Origin of the sequence: Actinomadura sp. NPDC048394 (assembly GCF_040651755.1) — a bacterium.
In the GTDB taxonomy this organism is placed as follows: domain Bacteria; phylum Actinomycetota; class Actinomycetes; order Streptosporangiales; family Streptosporangiaceae; genus Spirillospora; species Spirillospora montaniterrae.
Genome location: NZ_JBEZJL010000090.1, coordinates 1 through 15,291, shown reverse-complemented (window position 1 = coordinate 15,291; position 15,291 = coordinate 1). Strand labels below are relative to the sequence as shown.

12 protein-coding genes are annotated in these 15,291 nt (G+C 72.7%); 6 read left to right on the top strand and 6 right to left on the bottom strand.

Annotated features, from left to right (window positions below):
* Positions 1-24: 24 nt before the first annotated feature.
* Positions 25-840, bottom strand: a complete 816-nt coding sequence (locus AB0C78_RS42890; protein WP_360759798.1) for a PhzF family phenazine biosynthesis protein — start codon at positions 838-840, stop codon at positions 25-27.
* Between the two features lie 190 nt (positions 841-1,030).
* Here AB0C78_RS42890 and AB0C78_RS42885 point away from each other — a divergent pair, with 190 nt between their 5' ends.
* Positions 1,031-1,693 carry an LON peptidase substrate-binding domain-containing protein gene (locus AB0C78_RS42885; protein ID WP_151544990.1) on the top strand — a complete coding sequence of 221 codons (663 nt, stop codon included), beginning with the start codon at positions 1,031-1,033 and terminating at the stop codon, positions 1,691-1,693.
* An 86-nt stretch (positions 1,694-1,779) separates the two neighbouring features.
* Positions 1,780-2,286 (top strand): Cys-tRNA(Pro) deacylase, encoded by a 507-nt coding sequence (gene ybaK, locus AB0C78_RS42880; protein WP_360759795.1) that lies wholly within the window; start codon positions 1,780-1,782, stop codon positions 2,284-2,286.
* Here ybaK and AB0C78_RS42875 read toward each other — a convergent pair.
* The gene (locus AB0C78_RS42875; RefSeq protein ID WP_360759792.1) at positions 2,170-2,772 is read right to left on the bottom strand and encodes a hypothetical protein; all 603 of its coding nucleotides are present in this window, start codon (positions 2,770-2,772) and stop codon (positions 2,170-2,172) included. The two genes, ybaK and AB0C78_RS42875, sit on opposite strands and share 117 nt — an antisense overlap.
* Positions 2,773-2,914: 142 nt before the next feature.
* On the opposite strand from AB0C78_RS42875, the gene AB0C78_RS42870 reads away from it, so the two are divergent.
* Positions 2,915-3,628, top strand: coding sequence for a DUF6882 domain-containing protein (locus tag AB0C78_RS42870; RefSeq protein WP_151544988.1), 714 nt, complete (start codon positions 2,915-2,917; stop codon positions 3,626-3,628).
* A gap of 92 nt (positions 3,629-3,720) precedes the next feature.
* Positions 3,721-4,611, top strand: coding sequence for an LLM class flavin-dependent oxidoreductase (locus tag AB0C78_RS42865; protein WP_360759789.1), 891 nt, complete (start codon positions 3,721-3,723; stop codon positions 4,609-4,611).
* A gap of 13 nt (positions 4,612-4,624) precedes the next feature.
* On the opposite strand, the gene dnaE is transcribed toward AB0C78_RS42865, so the two are convergent.
* Positions 4,625-8,155 (bottom strand): DNA polymerase III subunit alpha, encoded by a 3,531-nt coding sequence (dnaE, locus tag AB0C78_RS42860; RefSeq protein ID WP_360759786.1) that lies wholly within the window; start codon positions 8,153-8,155, stop codon positions 4,625-4,627.
* A gap of 464 nt (positions 8,156-8,619) precedes the next feature.
* Between dnaE and AB0C78_RS42855 the strand changes: the two genes are divergently transcribed.
* Positions 8,620-8,991, top strand: coding sequence for a chorismate mutase (locus AB0C78_RS42855; protein ID WP_151544985.1), 372 nt, complete (start codon positions 8,620-8,622; stop codon positions 8,989-8,991).
* Between the two features lie 70 nt (positions 8,992-9,061).
* On the opposite strand, the gene AB0C78_RS42850 is transcribed toward AB0C78_RS42855, so the two are convergent.
* From AB0C78_RS42850 to AB0C78_RS42840, 3 genes are all read right to left on the bottom strand, one after another.
* Positions 9,062-9,997, bottom strand: coding sequence for an RluA family pseudouridine synthase (locus tag AB0C78_RS42850; RefSeq protein WP_360759782.1), 936 nt, complete (start codon positions 9,995-9,997; stop codon positions 9,062-9,064).
* A complete protein-coding gene (gene lspA / locus AB0C78_RS42845; protein WP_360759779.1) occupies positions 9,997-10,701 on the bottom strand; it encodes a signal peptidase II in 705 nt (234 codons plus the stop codon). Before lspA ends, AB0C78_RS42850 begins: the two co-directional genes overlap by 1 nt.
* A 68-nt stretch (positions 10,702-10,769) precedes the next feature.
* Positions 10,770-11,150 carry a TraR/DksA family transcriptional regulator gene (locus AB0C78_RS42840; RefSeq protein WP_151545000.1) on the bottom strand — a complete coding sequence of 127 codons (381 nt, stop codon included), beginning with the start codon at positions 11,148-11,150 and terminating at the stop codon, positions 10,770-10,772.
* Positions 11,151-12,017: 867 nt separating this feature from the next.
* On the opposite strand from AB0C78_RS42840, the gene ileS reads away from it, so the two are divergent.
* The gene (ileS, locus tag AB0C78_RS42835; protein WP_360759776.1) at positions 12,018-15,194 is read left to right on the top strand and encodes an isoleucine--tRNA ligase; all 3,177 of its coding nucleotides are present in this window, start codon (positions 12,018-12,020) and stop codon (positions 15,192-15,194) included.
* Positions 15,195-15,291 lie beyond the last annotated feature (97 nt).

Below are 15,291 nucleotides of genomic sequence, written 5' to 3'. Positions count from 1 at the left end.
CGGGGTCCGGGGACGTGCCGCGGGTCACACCCGCAGCGTCCCGTCCAGCACGGTGACGGCCGCCCCGGAGATGATCACGCGGCCGTCGCGCAGCGCGGTCCGGACCCGGCCGCCGCGCTCGGAGGCCTGGTAGCCGGTCAGGTCGCCGCGGCCGAGGCGCTCCGCCCAGAACGGGGCGAGCGCGCAGTGCGCCGACCCGGTCACCGGGTCCTCGCCGTCGCCGAGCAGGACCCGCGCGCCGAAGAACCGGGACACGAAGTCGTACCCGCCGTCCGGCCCCTCCGCCCGCGCGGTGGTGATCACTCCGCGGGCGTCGATCTCGCCGAGCGCCGCCATGTCGGGCGCCAGGGCTCGGACTGCCTTCTCGTCCGCGAGCTCGACGACCAGGTCGTTCTGGACGTTGCGGCCCGTCCAGCCGATCTCGGTGCCGAGCGCCGCGGCCAGCCCCGCGGGAGGCACGACGGGCTCGGGCGGGCAGGACGGGAAGTCCATCGCCAGCCCGCCGTCCCCGTCCCGGGTGACGGTGAGGACGCCGCTCTCCAGCGTCCGGAAGCGGATGGGCCGGCCTGCGGGGACCGTCCCGGTGTCGTAGAGGGCGTGGGCGGCGCCCATGGTGGCGTGCCCGCAGAGCGCCACCTCGACCAGCGGCGTGAACCAGCGCAGTTCGAAGTCCGCGCCGGGCTCGTCGACGGGGCGGACGAACGCGGTCTCGGAGTGCTTCATCTCGGCCGCGACCCGCTGCATCCACGCCGCGTCGGCGGGGCCGTCCAGCAGGCAGACGCCGGCGGGGTTGCCGGCGAACGGGCGGTCGGTGAAGGCGTCCACGACGAGGATCCTCATGCCGCCGACGCTACCCGCGGCGGCTCCGGCGGCGGTACGGCCAATCGGACGCAAGTGGCCCGGCGGCCCCGGACTGGACGTCGGCGTGACACACGCTTCACACTGTGAAAAATCACCCCTTACCAAGATCATCGGCCGGGGCGTACGCTGGCGCCGAGGGCGTCCCCGGCCGGCGCGGGAAAGAGGCGACATGACGGAGCGGCTCCCCCTGTTCCCGCTGGGCACCGTGCTGTTCCCCGGCCTGGTGCTCCCGCTGCACCTGTTCGAGGAGCGGTACCGGCTGCTCATCGGCGACCTGCTGGAACGGCCCGAGCCGCGCGGCTTCGGCGTGGTCGGCATCGAGCTCGGCCACGAGGTCGGCGAGGACGCGGCGCGCCGCCTCGCCGGCATCGGCTGCCTGGCGGAGCTGCGCGAGGCGAGGCGCCACCCGGACGGCCGCTACGACATCGTCACCACCGGGACGCGCCGCTTCCGCGTCAAGGAGCTGGACCGGTCCCGCCCCTACCTGCAGGGCGAGGTCGAGTTCCTCCCGGAGGAGCCCGGCGCCGAGCCCGGGCCCGCCGCCCGGCGGGTGCGGCGGCTGTTCCGGCTGTACCGGGAGCGGCTGTCGGCCACCGGCGCCGGCCCGGTCGACGACCCGGACCTGCCGGACGACCCGGTCGCCCTGTCCTACCTGATCGCGGCGTCGGTCGTGCTGGACGGGCACGAGAAGCAGCGGCTGCTGGAGTGCGAGGACGCGGCGCTGCGGCTGGCGGCCGAGCGCGAGCTGCTGGTCCGCGAGAACCGGATCCTGGACGCGCTCCCGATGATCCCCGCCGGCCAGTTCCTCGACGGCTCGTTCACCCTGAACTGACCGGGAAGTCGGAGGGGTCGCCCCCTCAGCAGGACACCGAGCGCGCCCTGGCGCGGGGCCGCCGGAGATCACGGCAGACTGTCCCCATGAGCAAGCGGGCAGGGGGCGGGAAGGCGGGCGGCCAGGGGACGCCCGCCACGGTCGCCGCGGCCAAGGCCGGGATCGAGTTCACCGTGCACGCCTACGAGCCGGACCCGGACGCCGAGTCCTACGGCGAGGCGGCCGCGGACGCGCTCGGCGTCCCGTACGACCGGATCTTCAAGACGCTGCTGGCGGAGGTGGACGGGCGGCTGACCGTCGGGATCGTCCCGGTGTCGGGGTCGCTGGACCTGAAGGCGCTGGCCGCGGCGGCGGGCGGCAAGAAGGCGGCGATGGCGCACCCGCGCGACGCCGAGCGCGCCACCGGCTACGTCGTCGGCGGGATCAGCCCGCTCGGGCAGCGGCGCCGGCTGCCGACGGTAATCGACGCGTCGGTGTCAGCGCTCGCGACCGTCTACGTCTCGGCCGGTCGGCGCGGACTCCAGATCGAGCTCGCCCCCGCCGACCTCGTCGCCCTCACCGGCGCCACCGTCGCGGCGATCGCCCGGGGGTAGCCGGCGGACGACGACCTCCAGCAGCGCGTACGCGGCGACCGCGGCCACCGGCCAGAACACCAGCACGCCCTTGGCGCGCAGGTCGGCGACGCCGGTGACGGTGGCGCCGTCGCGGCCGTGCCGGACGACGTCCTGGTAGTGGCCGAGCCCGATCAGGTGGCCGGTCCGCCAGGCGAGCAGGGACGCGGCGGCGCCGCCGGCGGCGAGCCCGAGGATCAGCGCGATGTCGTTGCGGCGGCCGCGCAGGGCGTAGCCGGCGATGCCGCAGAGCAGGCCCGCCGCGAGGCCGATCAGCGCGAACCGGCCGTCGACCCCGACCGGGCCCTCGCCTTCCGGATCGGCGATCAGCGCCTCACCTTGGATGATCACATATGTGACCTTGGGGATGGTGTTCCCCCACAGCAGCCCCGCGAGCGGCCCGAGCAGCGTCACGATGGCGGTGGTGACCAGCCAGGTCGTCAACTGCCTGCCGGTCGGTGGCCGCACTGCGTACGCTCCTCGGTGGAAGTGTCCTCTGACAGCGAAAGCCTAGCCTGCCCAGGTCAGCCGATCGACAATCGAATGGTGTCCGATTCCCGTCTTGATTCACGCCCGCGACCGCCCCGGTTACTGGGATAATGTGCCCGACATGTCCGGATTCAGTCCCGCGTTCGAACGCCTCGGCGCCGCCCTGGCGGCCGTCGTCCTGCAGCAGCAGGAGACGCTCGCCGAGTTCCTCCCGCGCGAGGACTGGAGCGCCGACCTCACCGCCCGCACCTACGCCAGCGGCGGCGTGACCGTCCGCGTCTCGCTGCTCGGCTCCTACGCCGCGCGCGAGCGCACCTGGCTGTGGGGGTGGGCGAACCCGCAGTTCGGCGACGCCCATCCCGCGGTCGTCCCGACGCTGGTGATCCGCACGCTCGGCGAGCGGCTCGGCATCACCGAGTTCACCACGCCCGAGGTCGACCTGTCCTGGTACGACGGGCCGGCCGGGCACGGCGGCGAGCTGATCGCGATGGCGGCGGGCGGGGTGCTGCGCGGCGCCGGCTACATCGGCGCCGGCTACGACGGCGGCTCGGCGTACCTGCACGTCGACGACCCGCAGGTGCCGGCGGCCGGCTGGGACCCGATCCCGGTGCCGCGGCTGCTGACCGGGGCGGCGAGCCTGTTCCCGCACGAGCCGCGGCTCACCCTCGCCGGGCTGCTGTCGCACCACCGGGTCGCCTACCGGCAGAGCGACGAGCTGACGGAGATGCGGCTGCCCGGCGGCGGCACCGCCCGCGCGCTGTTCGACGGCCTCGGCCGCTTCGTCGACTGGCAGGCCGACCTCGCGCCCGCGGCGCCCGCCGCGCTCGGCCGCTGACCCCGGCACCGGGGCGGGGCGAGCGATGCCCGCGTCCCGACCGGTAACGGTACTGATTCGGGGCCGGCACCGGCCTCGGTAGCGTCGCCTTCATGATCTACCGATTCGGAGTCCAGCTCGCGCCGTCGGCGTCCCGCCTCGACGAGCTGCTGTCCCTCGCCCGCCTCGCCGACCGCGACGGCCTCGACCTGCTCGGCGTCCAGGACCACCCGTACGCCGCCGACCTCGCCGACACCTTCGCCGTCATCGCCGCGGCCCTCGCCGGCACCGAGCGGCTGCGGGTGTTCCCGGACGTGGCGAGCCTGCCGCTGCGCGGCCCCGCGATGCTCGGCAAGCAGGCCGCCACCCTCGACCTGCTGAGCGGCGGCCGCTTCGAGCTGGCGCTCGGCGCCGGGGCGTACTGGCCCGCGATCGCCGCGATGGGCGGCCCGCACCGCACGAACCCGCAGGCCCTGCACGCCCTGGAGGAGGCCATCGAGATCATCCGGGCGATGTGGCGGCCCGGCGAGACCGTCCGGGTCACCGGCGAGCACTACACCGTCAACGGGGTCCACGCCGGGCCCGCGCCCGCGCACCCGGTCGGGATCTGGATCGGCTCCGTCGGCCCGAAGGCGCTGGCCCTCACCGGCCGCGCCGGCGACGGATGGGCCGCCCCCATCCCGCACTACCTCCCGTACGAGGCGTGGCGCGAGGCGCAGGACACCATCACCCGCGCCGCCCGCGACGCCGGCCGCGACCCGTCCGCGATCACCCGGATGGCGCAGCTCGTCGGCGACGTCACCGACGCGCCCGGCACCGTCCGGCTCCAGGGCGAGGAACCGATCCGCACCGACGCGGCCGGCTGGGCCCGCGTCATCGCCGGCCTCGCCACCGAGACCGGCTTCGACACCTTCGTGTACTGGCCCGAGAACCCCGGCGAGGTCCAGCTGCGCCGCTGGACGCAGGAGGTGGTCCCCGCCGCCCGCGCCCTCCTCGGCGCGTGACCGCGGCGGTCGGCTAGCCGAGGCAGGACGGGCCGAGGAGCTGCTTCAGATCCCCCATCAGCGCCGGCGACGGCGCGACGCGCAGCCGGTCGTCCAGCCGGACGACCGTGGTGCGCGGCCCGTTCTGCAGGTGCAGGTGCACCTCCGACGTGCCCGGATGGGTGATCAGCACCTCCTTCAGCCGCGACACCGTCGGCGGCGTGCAGCGGCCGAGCGGCAGCGTCACCGACAGCGGGCCGGTGCCCTCGGTGATGGTCAGGTCCGGCTGGGTGACCTCCATCGCGATGATCTTCGCGACGTCCTCGCGGCGGTCCAGCTTGCCCTTGACGATCAGGATCGCGTCCTCGGCGAGCAGCGTGGAGCACAGCTGGTACGACGACGGGAAGCACAGCACCTCGATGGAGCCGGCGAGGTCCTCCAGCTGGAACATCGCCCACGAGTTGCCCTGCTTGGTGACCTTGCGCTGCAGGCCCGACAGCAGCCCCGCGATGATCACGATCTGGCCGTCCGGCCGCTCGCCCTCGTTCAGCGCCGCGATCGTGCAGTCGGCCTCCCGCTCCAGGATGTGCTCGACGCCCAGCAGCGGATGGTCGGAGACGTACAGGCCGAGCATCTCCCGCTCGAAGGCCAGCAGCGTGGTCTTGTCCCACTCCTCGCCCTCGGGGATCGCGACGGCGAACGCGTCCTCGCCGCCCTCGTCCTCCAGCGCGCCGAACAGCGAGTCCTGCCCGACGGCCTCCTTGCGCTTGATGTCGATGACCGAGTCGATCGCCTGCTCGTGCACCATCAGCAGCGCCTTGCGCTGGTGCCCGAGCTCGTCGAACGCGCCCGCCTTGATCAGCGACTCCACGACCCGCTTGTTGCAGACCTGCGAGGGGACCTTGTTGAGGAAGTCGTTGAAGTCGGTGTAGGCGCCCTTCTCCTTGCGCGCCGCGACGATCCCGTCCACCACGTTGTGGCCGACGTTGCGGACCGCCGACAGGCCGAAGCGGATCTCGGTGTCGCCGAGCGGGGTGAAGTCGGCCTCGGAGGTGTTGACGTCCGGCGGCAGGACCTTCAGGCCCATGCGGCGGCACTCCGACAGGTAGAGCGCGCTCTTGTCCTTGTCGTCGCCGACGGACGTCAGCAGGCCCGCCATGTACTCGGCCGGGTAGTTCGCCTTGAGGTACGCGGTCCAGTAGGAGACCAGGCCGTACGCGGCGGAGTGCGCCTTGTTGAACGCGTAGTCGGAGAACGGGACGAGGATGTCCCACAGCGTCTTGACGGCCTCCTTGGAGAAGCCGTTGTCGAGCATGCCCTTCTCGAACCCGACGTACTGGGCGTCCAGCTCGGCCTTCTTCTTCTTGCCCATGACGCGGCGGAGCAGGTCCGCTTTGCCGAGCGTGTAGCCCGCCACCTTCTGCGCGATCGCCATGACCTGCTCCTGGTAGACGATCAGGCCGTAGGTGGTGTCGAGGATCTCCTTGAGCGGCTCCTCCAGCTCCGGGTGGATCGGGGTGATCTCCTGCTGGCCGTTCTTGCGCAGCGCGTAGTTGGTGTGGGAGTTCGCGCCCATCGGGCCCGGCCGGTACAGGGCGCCGACGGCGGAGATGTCCTCGAAGTTGTCCGGCTTCATCAGCCGCAGCAGCGAGCGCATCGGGCCGCCGTCGAACTGGAACACCCCGAGCGTGTCGCCGCGGGCGAGCAGGTCGTAGGTCTTCTGGTCGTCCAGCGGGAGCGCGAGCAGGTCGACGTCGACGCCCTTGTTCTTCTTGATCCCCTTGAGCGCGTCGTCGATGATCGTCAGGTTCCGCAGGCCCAGGAAGTCCATCTTCAGCAGGCCGAGCGTCTCGCAGGTCGGGTAGTCGAACTGCGTGATGATCGCGCCGTCGGCGTCCCGGCGCATGATCGGCACGTGGTCGGTGATCGTCTCACCGGACATGATGATCCCGGCGGCGTGCACGCCGGTCTGCCGGATCAGCCCCTCCAGGCCCTGCGCCAGATCCATGATCTGCTTGACGTCGGTCTCTTCCTCGTACAGCTTGCGCAGCTCGCCGGCCTCGCCGTAGCGCGGGTGCTTGTCGTCGAAGATGCCCGACAGCGGGATGTCCTTGCCCATGACGGCGGGCGGGAACGCCTTGGAGATCCGGTCGCCGAGCGCGTACGGGAAGCCGAGCACGCGGCCGGCGTCCTTGATGGCGGCCTTCGCCTTGATGGTGCCGAACGTCGCGATGAAGGAGACCTTGTCGGCGCCCCACTTCTCCGTCGTGTACTTGATGACCTCGGCGCGCCGGTCTTCAGGGAAGTCGATGTCGATGTCGGGCATGGACGCGCGCTCGGGGTTCAGGAACCGCTCGAAGATCAGCCCGTGCGGGATCGGGTCGAGGTCGGTGATGCCCATCGCGTAGGCGATCAGCGAGCCCGCCGCGGAGCCTCGTCCAGGCCCGACCAGGATGCCGTTCTGCTTGGCCCACATGATGAAGTCGGCGACGACGAGGAAGTAGGACGGGTACCCCTTGCCGAGGATGACGCCCATCTCGTACTCGGCCTGCTCCCTGTACCCCTCGGGCAGGCCGTCGGGGAAGCGCCGCTCCAGGCCCGCCCAGACCTCCTTGCGGAACCAGCTCTCCTCCGTCTCGCCCTCGGGGACGGGGAAGCGCGGGCTGAGGTCGCGGTGCTCGAACATCCCCGCCGGGTCGACCTTCTCGGCGAGCAGCAGCGTGTTGCGGCAGCCCTCGGCCCAGATGTCGGACGAGTCGATGGCGCGCATCTCGTCGGCGGTCTTGAGGTAGTAGCCGGACCCGTCGAACCGGAACCGGTCGGGGTCGGCGAGCTGCTTGCCGACCTGCACGCACAGCAGCGCGTCGTGCGCGGTCGCCTCGGACTCGTGGGTGTAGTGGGAGTCGTTGGTGACGAGCGGCGGGATGTTCAGCTTCTTGCTGATCTCGATGAGGCCGTCGCGGACGCGGCGCTCGATGTCGAGCCCGTGGTCCATCAGCTCGAGGTAGTAGTTGTCCTTGCCGAGGATGTCCTGGAAGGTGGCGGCGGCCTTGAGCGCCTCGTCGAACTGGCCGAGCCGCAGCCGGGTCTGGATCTTGCCGGACGGGCAGCCCGTCGTGCCCATCACGCCCTCGGCGTGCTCGGCGAGCAGCTCCTCGTCCATGCGGGCGTACTTGAAGACGAAGCCCTCGGTGTAGGCGCGGCTCGACAGCTTGAACAGGTTGTGCAGACCGGCCTTGTTGCGCGCCCACAGCGTCATGTGGTTGATCAGGCCGCCGCCGGACACGTCGTCGCGCTTCTGGCTCGGCTCGCCCCACTGGACCTTCTTCTTGTGGAAGCGGGACTCGGGCGCCATGTAGGCCTCGATGCCGATGATCGGGGTGACGCCGGCGGCGGTGGCCTGCTTGTGGAAGTCGTAGGCGCCGTGCATGTTGCCGTGGTCGGTCATCGCGATCGCCGGCATCTTCTGCCGCCCGACCTCCTCGAACATCTGCTTCAACCGGGCGGCTCCGTCGAGCATGGAGTACTCGGTATGAACATGCAGGTGAACGAAAGAGTCGGCCATGCCCGATGCGCCTCCTGATGCTCGCATGCGACCGCCCACGTGCGTGGCCCGCACGTGGTCGGGTGATCGGTCCCGGGGGAAGATCGCCGTCCCGGCCGGGTCGCCGGGATGACGCGGTCCTGAGAGCCTAACCCCGTCCGGGGGGCGTCCGCTCCCCGACGCGCCCACCGTCTCGCGCGTCACATCCGGCACTTCCCGCACCATTCCGTGGACGTCTCACGACGCGAGACGGACGTCCGGGATTTGACTGGGGCCGGGCGTCCCGCCGTACCATCGTCGCGTGGAACGTCGCCATTTCAGGTTTACGAAGCCGGCTCCGGGCGAGCCGGTCGCGACGACCTAGAGCGACGACCCTGGAGCCGGCTGAAGGCAGAGACCCACTCGGGCCTCTGCCTTTTTCCATGGACGCGGCCCCGGGCACGGATCCCCTGCGCGGTGCGCCGCCGCGAGAGAGGGAGACCGACATGCACGACCGCGTCATCGACGCCACCGGCGCCTCCGGGCCGTCCTGCCCCGCCTGCGGAACCGCCGAGCCCGCCGCCCCGCTGCTGCGCGTGCCGCTGCCGTCCGTCGAGGACCTCGGCACCGTGGCGGAGGCGCGCGCGGCGATCGACGGGCTGGACGCGGCGCTGGCCGTGCTGCTGGAGCGCCGCGCCGAGGTCGCCGCCCTCGTCCAGCGACTCAAGCCCGTCGGCGGGTTCGCGGGCCGCAACCCCGACCGGGAGCGGGCGATCGTCGACGCGATGGCCGAGCACGCCCCCTCCCTCGGCCGCGACCGGCTCGCGAAGATCATGAACGCGGTGATCGAGGCCGGCCTGGACGCCGCCGGGCGCTGACCGGCGGACGTCCGGGCCGCCGCTCGGGAGCGCGTGCGGGCCGCCGCTCGGGGGCGCGCCCGGGCCGCCGTCAGGACTCGGCGGAGACGATCTCCAGGGCGTGCGCCAGGTCGTCCGGGTAGGGGCTCTCGAACTGGACCCAGTCGCCCCGCGTCGGGTGCTCGAAGCCCAGCCGGACGGCGTGCAGCCACTGCCGCCGCAGGCCGAGCCGCTCCGCGAGCGTCGGGTCGGCGCCGTACGCCATGTCCCCGACGCACGGGTGCCGGATCGCGGACATGTGCACGCGGATCTGGTGCGTCCGGCCCGTCTCGAGGTCGATGTCCAGCAGCGTGGCCGCCCGGAACGCCTCGACGGTGTCGTAGTGCGTCACCGACGGCTTGCCGCCCGCCACCACCGCGAACCGCCCGTCGCCCGACGGGTGCCGGTCGATCGGCGCGTCCACCGTCCCGCGGAACGGGTCGGGATGGCCCTGCACGAGCGCCTGGTAGCGCTTGTCGATCCGGCGCTCCTTGAACGCCCGCTTGAGCCGCGAGTAGGCGACCTCGCTCTTGGCCACCGCCATCGCGCCGGTCGTATTGGCGTCCAGCCGGTGGACGATCCCCTGCCGCTCCGACGCGCCGCTCGTCGCGATCGTGTGCCCGGCGCCGAGGAGCCCGCCGAGGACGGTCGGGCCCGTCCAGCCCGTCGTCGGATGGGCGGCGACCCCGATCGGCTTGTTCACCACGACGATGTCGTCGTCCTCGTACAGGATCCCCATCCCGGGGACGGCCTCGGCGACCGGCGCGGGCGCCGACGGCGGGGGCGGCAGCGTCACCTCCAGCCAGGCGCCCGCCTGCAGCCGCTCGGACTTGGTCGCCACCTCCCGGCCGTCCAGCAGGACGTCGCCGGCGGCGATGATGTCGGCGGCCCCGCCCCGCGACAGGCCGAACAGGCGGGCGAGCGCGGCGTCGACCCGCTCGCCCTCCAGGCCGTCCGGGACGTGAAGGCTGCGCACCTCACCGCCCATCAGGGCTTCTCCTCGCGCGCCGGGACGTCCGCGTCGCCGGCCGCCGGGGAGTCCGCCGCGTCCGGGGCGGGCGGTCCGTCCCGCGGGGGCCCGGCGGGCCCGGCGGGCGCGGCGGGCGCGGCGGGCGCGGCGTCCTTCGCGGAAGGCGCATCGGCGGCCGGCCGCCCGGCGGAGGGCCCGTCCGGTTCCTCGTCCGCGCCGCCGTCCGCGTCGGTGTCCGCGTTGTCGTCCGCGTCCTTGTCCGCCAGGCGCGTCCCGTCGATCTGGAGGCCGCGCGCGGCCAGCACGACGGCCAGGATCCCGCCGCAGACGATCGCCGAGTCCGCCAGGTTGAACACCGGGTAGTGCGGGAACTCGATCCAGTCGACGACATGGCCCTTCAGCGGCGCCGGGGCCCGGAACAGCCGGTCGAGCAGGTTGCCGATCGCGCCGCCGAGCAGCAGCCCGAGGCAGACCGCCCAGGGCAGGCTGCGCAGGTTGCGGGCGGTGCGCAGGATCGCCACCACCACGCCGCAGGCGATCACGGTGAAGACGATCGTGTAGCCGGTGCCGATCGAGAACGCGGCGCCGCTGTTGCGGGTCTCGCGCAGTTTCAGCAGCCCGCCGAGCAGCCGGACCGGCGCCCGGTCCTGCAGCGTGGCCACCACGATGGTCTTGGACACGATGTCGGCGGCGAGCGCGGCCAGGGCCACGGCGATCAGCACGCCGACGCGGCGCGGCCGGGGAGATCCCGTGGATTCCCCGGCCCCTCCGTCAGGGTTCGTTTGGTCGCTCAGCGACGTTCCTCGCGTTGTTTGCATGTCACACACAGGGTCGCACGCGGGAAGACCTGGAGGCGCGCCTTGCCGATCGGCTCGACGCACGACTCGCAGATCCCGTACGTGCCGGCTTCCATTCGCTGGACGGCCCGCTCGATCTGGGCCAGCAGGTCCTGTGAATTGTATGCGAGGGCCAGCTCGTGCTCGCGCTCGTACGTCTTGGCGCCCGCGTCGGCCTGGTCGTCGCCCGCGCCCTCGTTGATGTCGCCCTCGGCGATCTGCACCGCGGACGCCGCGATCTCCTCGCGCAGCGCGACGATCTGCTCCTCCAGCCCGGCCCGCACCTCGGCCAGCTCCGTGGCCGTCCAGTGGCCCTCGCCCTCGCGGACGGGCAGCTCCGCCGCCTTCGCCGCGGCGCCGGTGCCCTTGGCCGCGCCCGCGCGGCCGGACTTGGCCGCGGCGGCCTTCGCGGCGCCGCGCTTGGCGGCGGGCTTGGCCGCCCGGGAGCCGCCGGCGGACCTGGTCGCGGGCGCCGTGCCCGCCGCGCCCTTGGCCGCGGGCGCCTTCGCGGGGGCCTGCCGCGCGCTCCGGCCCTTCTTGCCTGCGGCCGCCGTCCTCGCGGACGACCCCGCCTCGGCGGACGGCGCCGCCTTTCCAGAGGGCACCGCGCCCTTCCCCGCGCCGGCCATGGTGGCCTCCTCAGCGCTGATCGCCTCGACAGGCAGTGCGGGCAGCATAAGTCCCCTTTCGCGGGCCGGGTAAACACCCTGGGTCGGTTACCGACCGCTTATGCCCGGGGCCCGCTCACAAGGAAACTCCAGCGAATAGCAGGAGATCGCAAAGGAACCTCACAGCCGGGGTCAGGCACCGGCGAGGCCCTTGCGGGGGCCGGCAATCGGGAAGAGGGCGGGCGCCGGGTGCGTTAGAGTCGGGGCAGCAGTCTTTTTGGCAGGCCGTGATGGGGACACCTGCCGCCGTACGCAGCGATGAGCGACCCGGGGACGGTGCGAGCCCGGGGGCGAGCGCGGCGGCCAGATCACCCCGGAGCCGCCGGAAGAACCGTCCCGGACGCGTCGCCGCGCCCGCGGGCCCAGTAGACCCGGCAGCCGAGACTCGAACGAAGCGGGCCGCGCATGTCCGGGCGACCGGGCCGGCGCGGTCAAGGAGGGTGGTACCGCGGGTCCCCGCTCGGCCGGTCCGGGCAGGCGTCTCGTCCCTCCGGTCCACGTGCACGCGTTACGTCGATCCGGAGGTCCGCCCAAGTGAGCCGTAGTTTCCGGCCGCTGCCCGCGCAGGTCGATCTGCCCGCCATGGAGCGGGACATGCTGCGCCGCTGGCGGGAGAGCAAGGTCTTCGAGCGGTCCCTGGAGCGCACCGCGTCGGGGACCCCCTGGGTCTTCTACGAGGGCCCGCCCACCGCGAACGGCATGCCCGGCGTCCACCACGTCGAGGCGCGCGTGTTCAAGGACATCTTCCCGCGCTTCAAGACGATGAAGGGCTACCACGTCCCCCGCAAGGCGGGCTGGGACTGCCACGGCCTGCCCGTCGAGGTCGCCGTGGAGAAGGAGCTCGGCCTCACCGGCAAGAAGGACATCGAGGAGTACGGCGTCGCGGAGTTCAACGACCGCTGCCGCGAATCGGTCCTGCGCCACGTGGACGCGTTCGAAGAGATGACCGAGCGCATGGGGTACTGGGTCAACACCGACCAGGCGTACCGGACGATGGACCCCGAGTACGTCGAGGCCGTGTGGTGGTCGCTGAAGCAGGTCTTCGACAAGGGGCTGCTGTTCCGCGACTTCCGCATCACCCCGTACTGCCCGCGCTGCGGCACCGGCCTGTCCGACCACGAGCTGGGCCAGCCCGGCGGGTACGAGATGGTGTCGAGCCCGTCGGTGTACGTGCGGATGCCGGTCACGTCCGGTCCGCTCGCCGAGATGGGCGCCGCGCTGCTGATCTGGACGACGACGCCGTGGACGCTGGTGTCCAACACCGCCGTGGCCGTCCACCCGGACGTCACCTACGTCGCCGCCCGCCCCGCCGGGTCCGACGAGATCCTCGTGGTGGCGGAGCCGCTCGTCGACCAGGTCCTCGGCGAGGGCGCCGAGCGCCTCGCGACCTACGAGGGCCGCGAACTGGAGCGCACCACGTACCAGCGGCCGTTCGAGCTGGTCGACATCCCGGACGCGCACTACGTCGTGCTGGGCGACTACGTGACCGTCGAGGACGGCACGGGCCTCGTCCACCAGGCGCCCGCGTTCGGCGCGGACGACATGACCGTCTGCAAGAACTACGGCATGCCGATCGTCAACCCGATCGGGCCAGACGGCCGGTTCCTGCGCGAGGTGCCCCTCGTCGGGAACAAGTTCTTCAAGGACGCCGACGAGCCGCTCACCGACGACCTGCGCGCGCGCGGGCTGCTGTACCGCGGCGGCCACTTCGAGCACAGCTACCCGCACTGCTGGCGCTGCCACACGCCGCTGCTGTACTACGCGCTCCCCGCCTGGTACATCCGCACCACGCAGATCAAGGACCGGCTGCTCGAGGAGAACGAGAGGACGAACTGGTTCCCCGAGACCGTCAAGACGGGCCGGTACGGCGAGTGGCTGCGCAACAACGTCGACTGGTCGCTGTCCCGTAGCCGCTACTGGGGCACGCCCCTGCCGCTGTGGGTGTGCGGCGACGACGAGGACCACATCACCTGCGTCGGCTCCCTCACGGAGCTGGGTGAACTCGCCGGAAGCGACATGTCCTCGCTCGACCCGCACCGCCCCTACGTGGACGACGTCACGATCCCGTGCCCGCAGTGCGGCACCGAGGCGCGCCGCGTGCCCGACGTCATCGACGCCTGGTACGACTCGGGCTCCATGCCGTTCGCCCAGTGGGGCGCGCCGCACCGCAACAACGACGTCTTCGAGGACACCTTCCCCGCCCAGTACATCTGCGAGGCGCAGGATCAGACCCGCGGCTGGTTCTACTCGATGATGGCCGTCTCGACGCTGGTGTTCGACAAGTCGTCGTACGAGAACGTCCTGTGCCTCGGCCTCATCCTCGCCGAGGACGGCCGCAAGATGAGCAAGCACCTCGGCAACGTGCTGCGGCCCATCCCGCTGATGGACCAGCACGGCGCCGACGCGCTGCGCTGGTTCATGCTCGCCAGCGGCCTGCCCTGGGCGTCCCGCCGGGTCGGCAACGCCGCCCTGGAGGAGATCGTCCGGAAGGTCCTGCTGACCTACTGGAACACCGCGTCCTTCTTCGTCCTGTACGCCAACGCCGCGCAGGCGCAGGGCAAGGCGTGGACGCCGGACCGGCTCGGTGAGGCGCCCGCGCCCGCCGACCGCCCGCTGCTGGACCGCTGGGCGCTCGCCGAGCTGCACCGCACCGTCCGCGAGGTGGACGCGTCGCTGGAGCAGTTCGACACCGCCCGCGCCGGCCGCCGCCTCGCCGAGTTCGTCGACGACCTGTCCAACTGGTACGTCCGGCGGTCCCGCCGCCGCTTCTGGGAGGGCCCCGAGACGCCCGAGGGTTCCGCCGCGTTCGCGACGCTCTACGAGTGCCTGGAGACCCTCACCCGGCTGATGGCGCCGATGGTCCCGTTCATCACCGACCACGTCTGGGACGTGATCCGGCCCGAGGGCGGTCCCGAGTCGGTGCACCTCGCCGACTGGCCCACCGTGGACGAGGACCTGCTCGACGCCGACCTCACCGCCCAGATGGCCCTCGTCCGGCGGCTCGTCGAGCTCGGCCGGTCCGCGCGGGCCGCGAGCAGCGTCCGCACCCGCCAGCCGCTCGGCCGCGCCCTCGTCGGCGCCGCCGGCTGGACGGCGCTGCCCGAGCAGCTGCGCGCCCAGATCGCCGAGGAGCTGAACGTCCAGGCGTTCGAGGAGCTGTCGTCCATCGGCGGCGACCTCGTCGAGTACGAGGTCAAGCCGAACTTCCGGGAGCTCGGCAAGCGGTACGCCAAGGACACCCCGAAGGTCGCCAAGGCCGTCACCTCCGCCGACCCGGCCGCGCTCGTGCACGCGCTGCGCGACGCCGGCACCGCCGAGGTCGAGGCCGAGGGGGTCGGCGCGGTGCGCCTGTCCCCCGGCGACGTCATCGTCACCGAGCGGCCGCGCAGCGGCTGGGCCGTCGAGAGCGCCGCCGGCGAGACGGTCGCGCTCGACCTCACCGTCACCGCCGAGCTGCGCCGCGCCGGGCTCGTCCGGGAGGCCGTCCGGCTCGTCCAGGAGGCCCGCAAGGCCGCCGGGCTGGAGGTCACCGACCGGATCGAGCTGTGGTGGCAGGCCGCGGGCGACGACCTCGCCGAGGCGCTGCGCGCCCACGGCGCCGAGGTCGGCGCCGAGGTCCTCGCCACGTCCGTCACCGAGGGCCGTCCGGAGGGCCTCACCGCCGGCCGCGACGACGAGCTCGGCCTGACGTACTGGCTCCGCAAGGCGTAGCCGTCCAGGGGGCGACCCCCTGGAACCCCCGTCGTCGGGCAGGCCCGCTGCGCTCGCTGCACTCGCTCCGCGGGCCTGCCCGTGGCGGTGGCCGGGG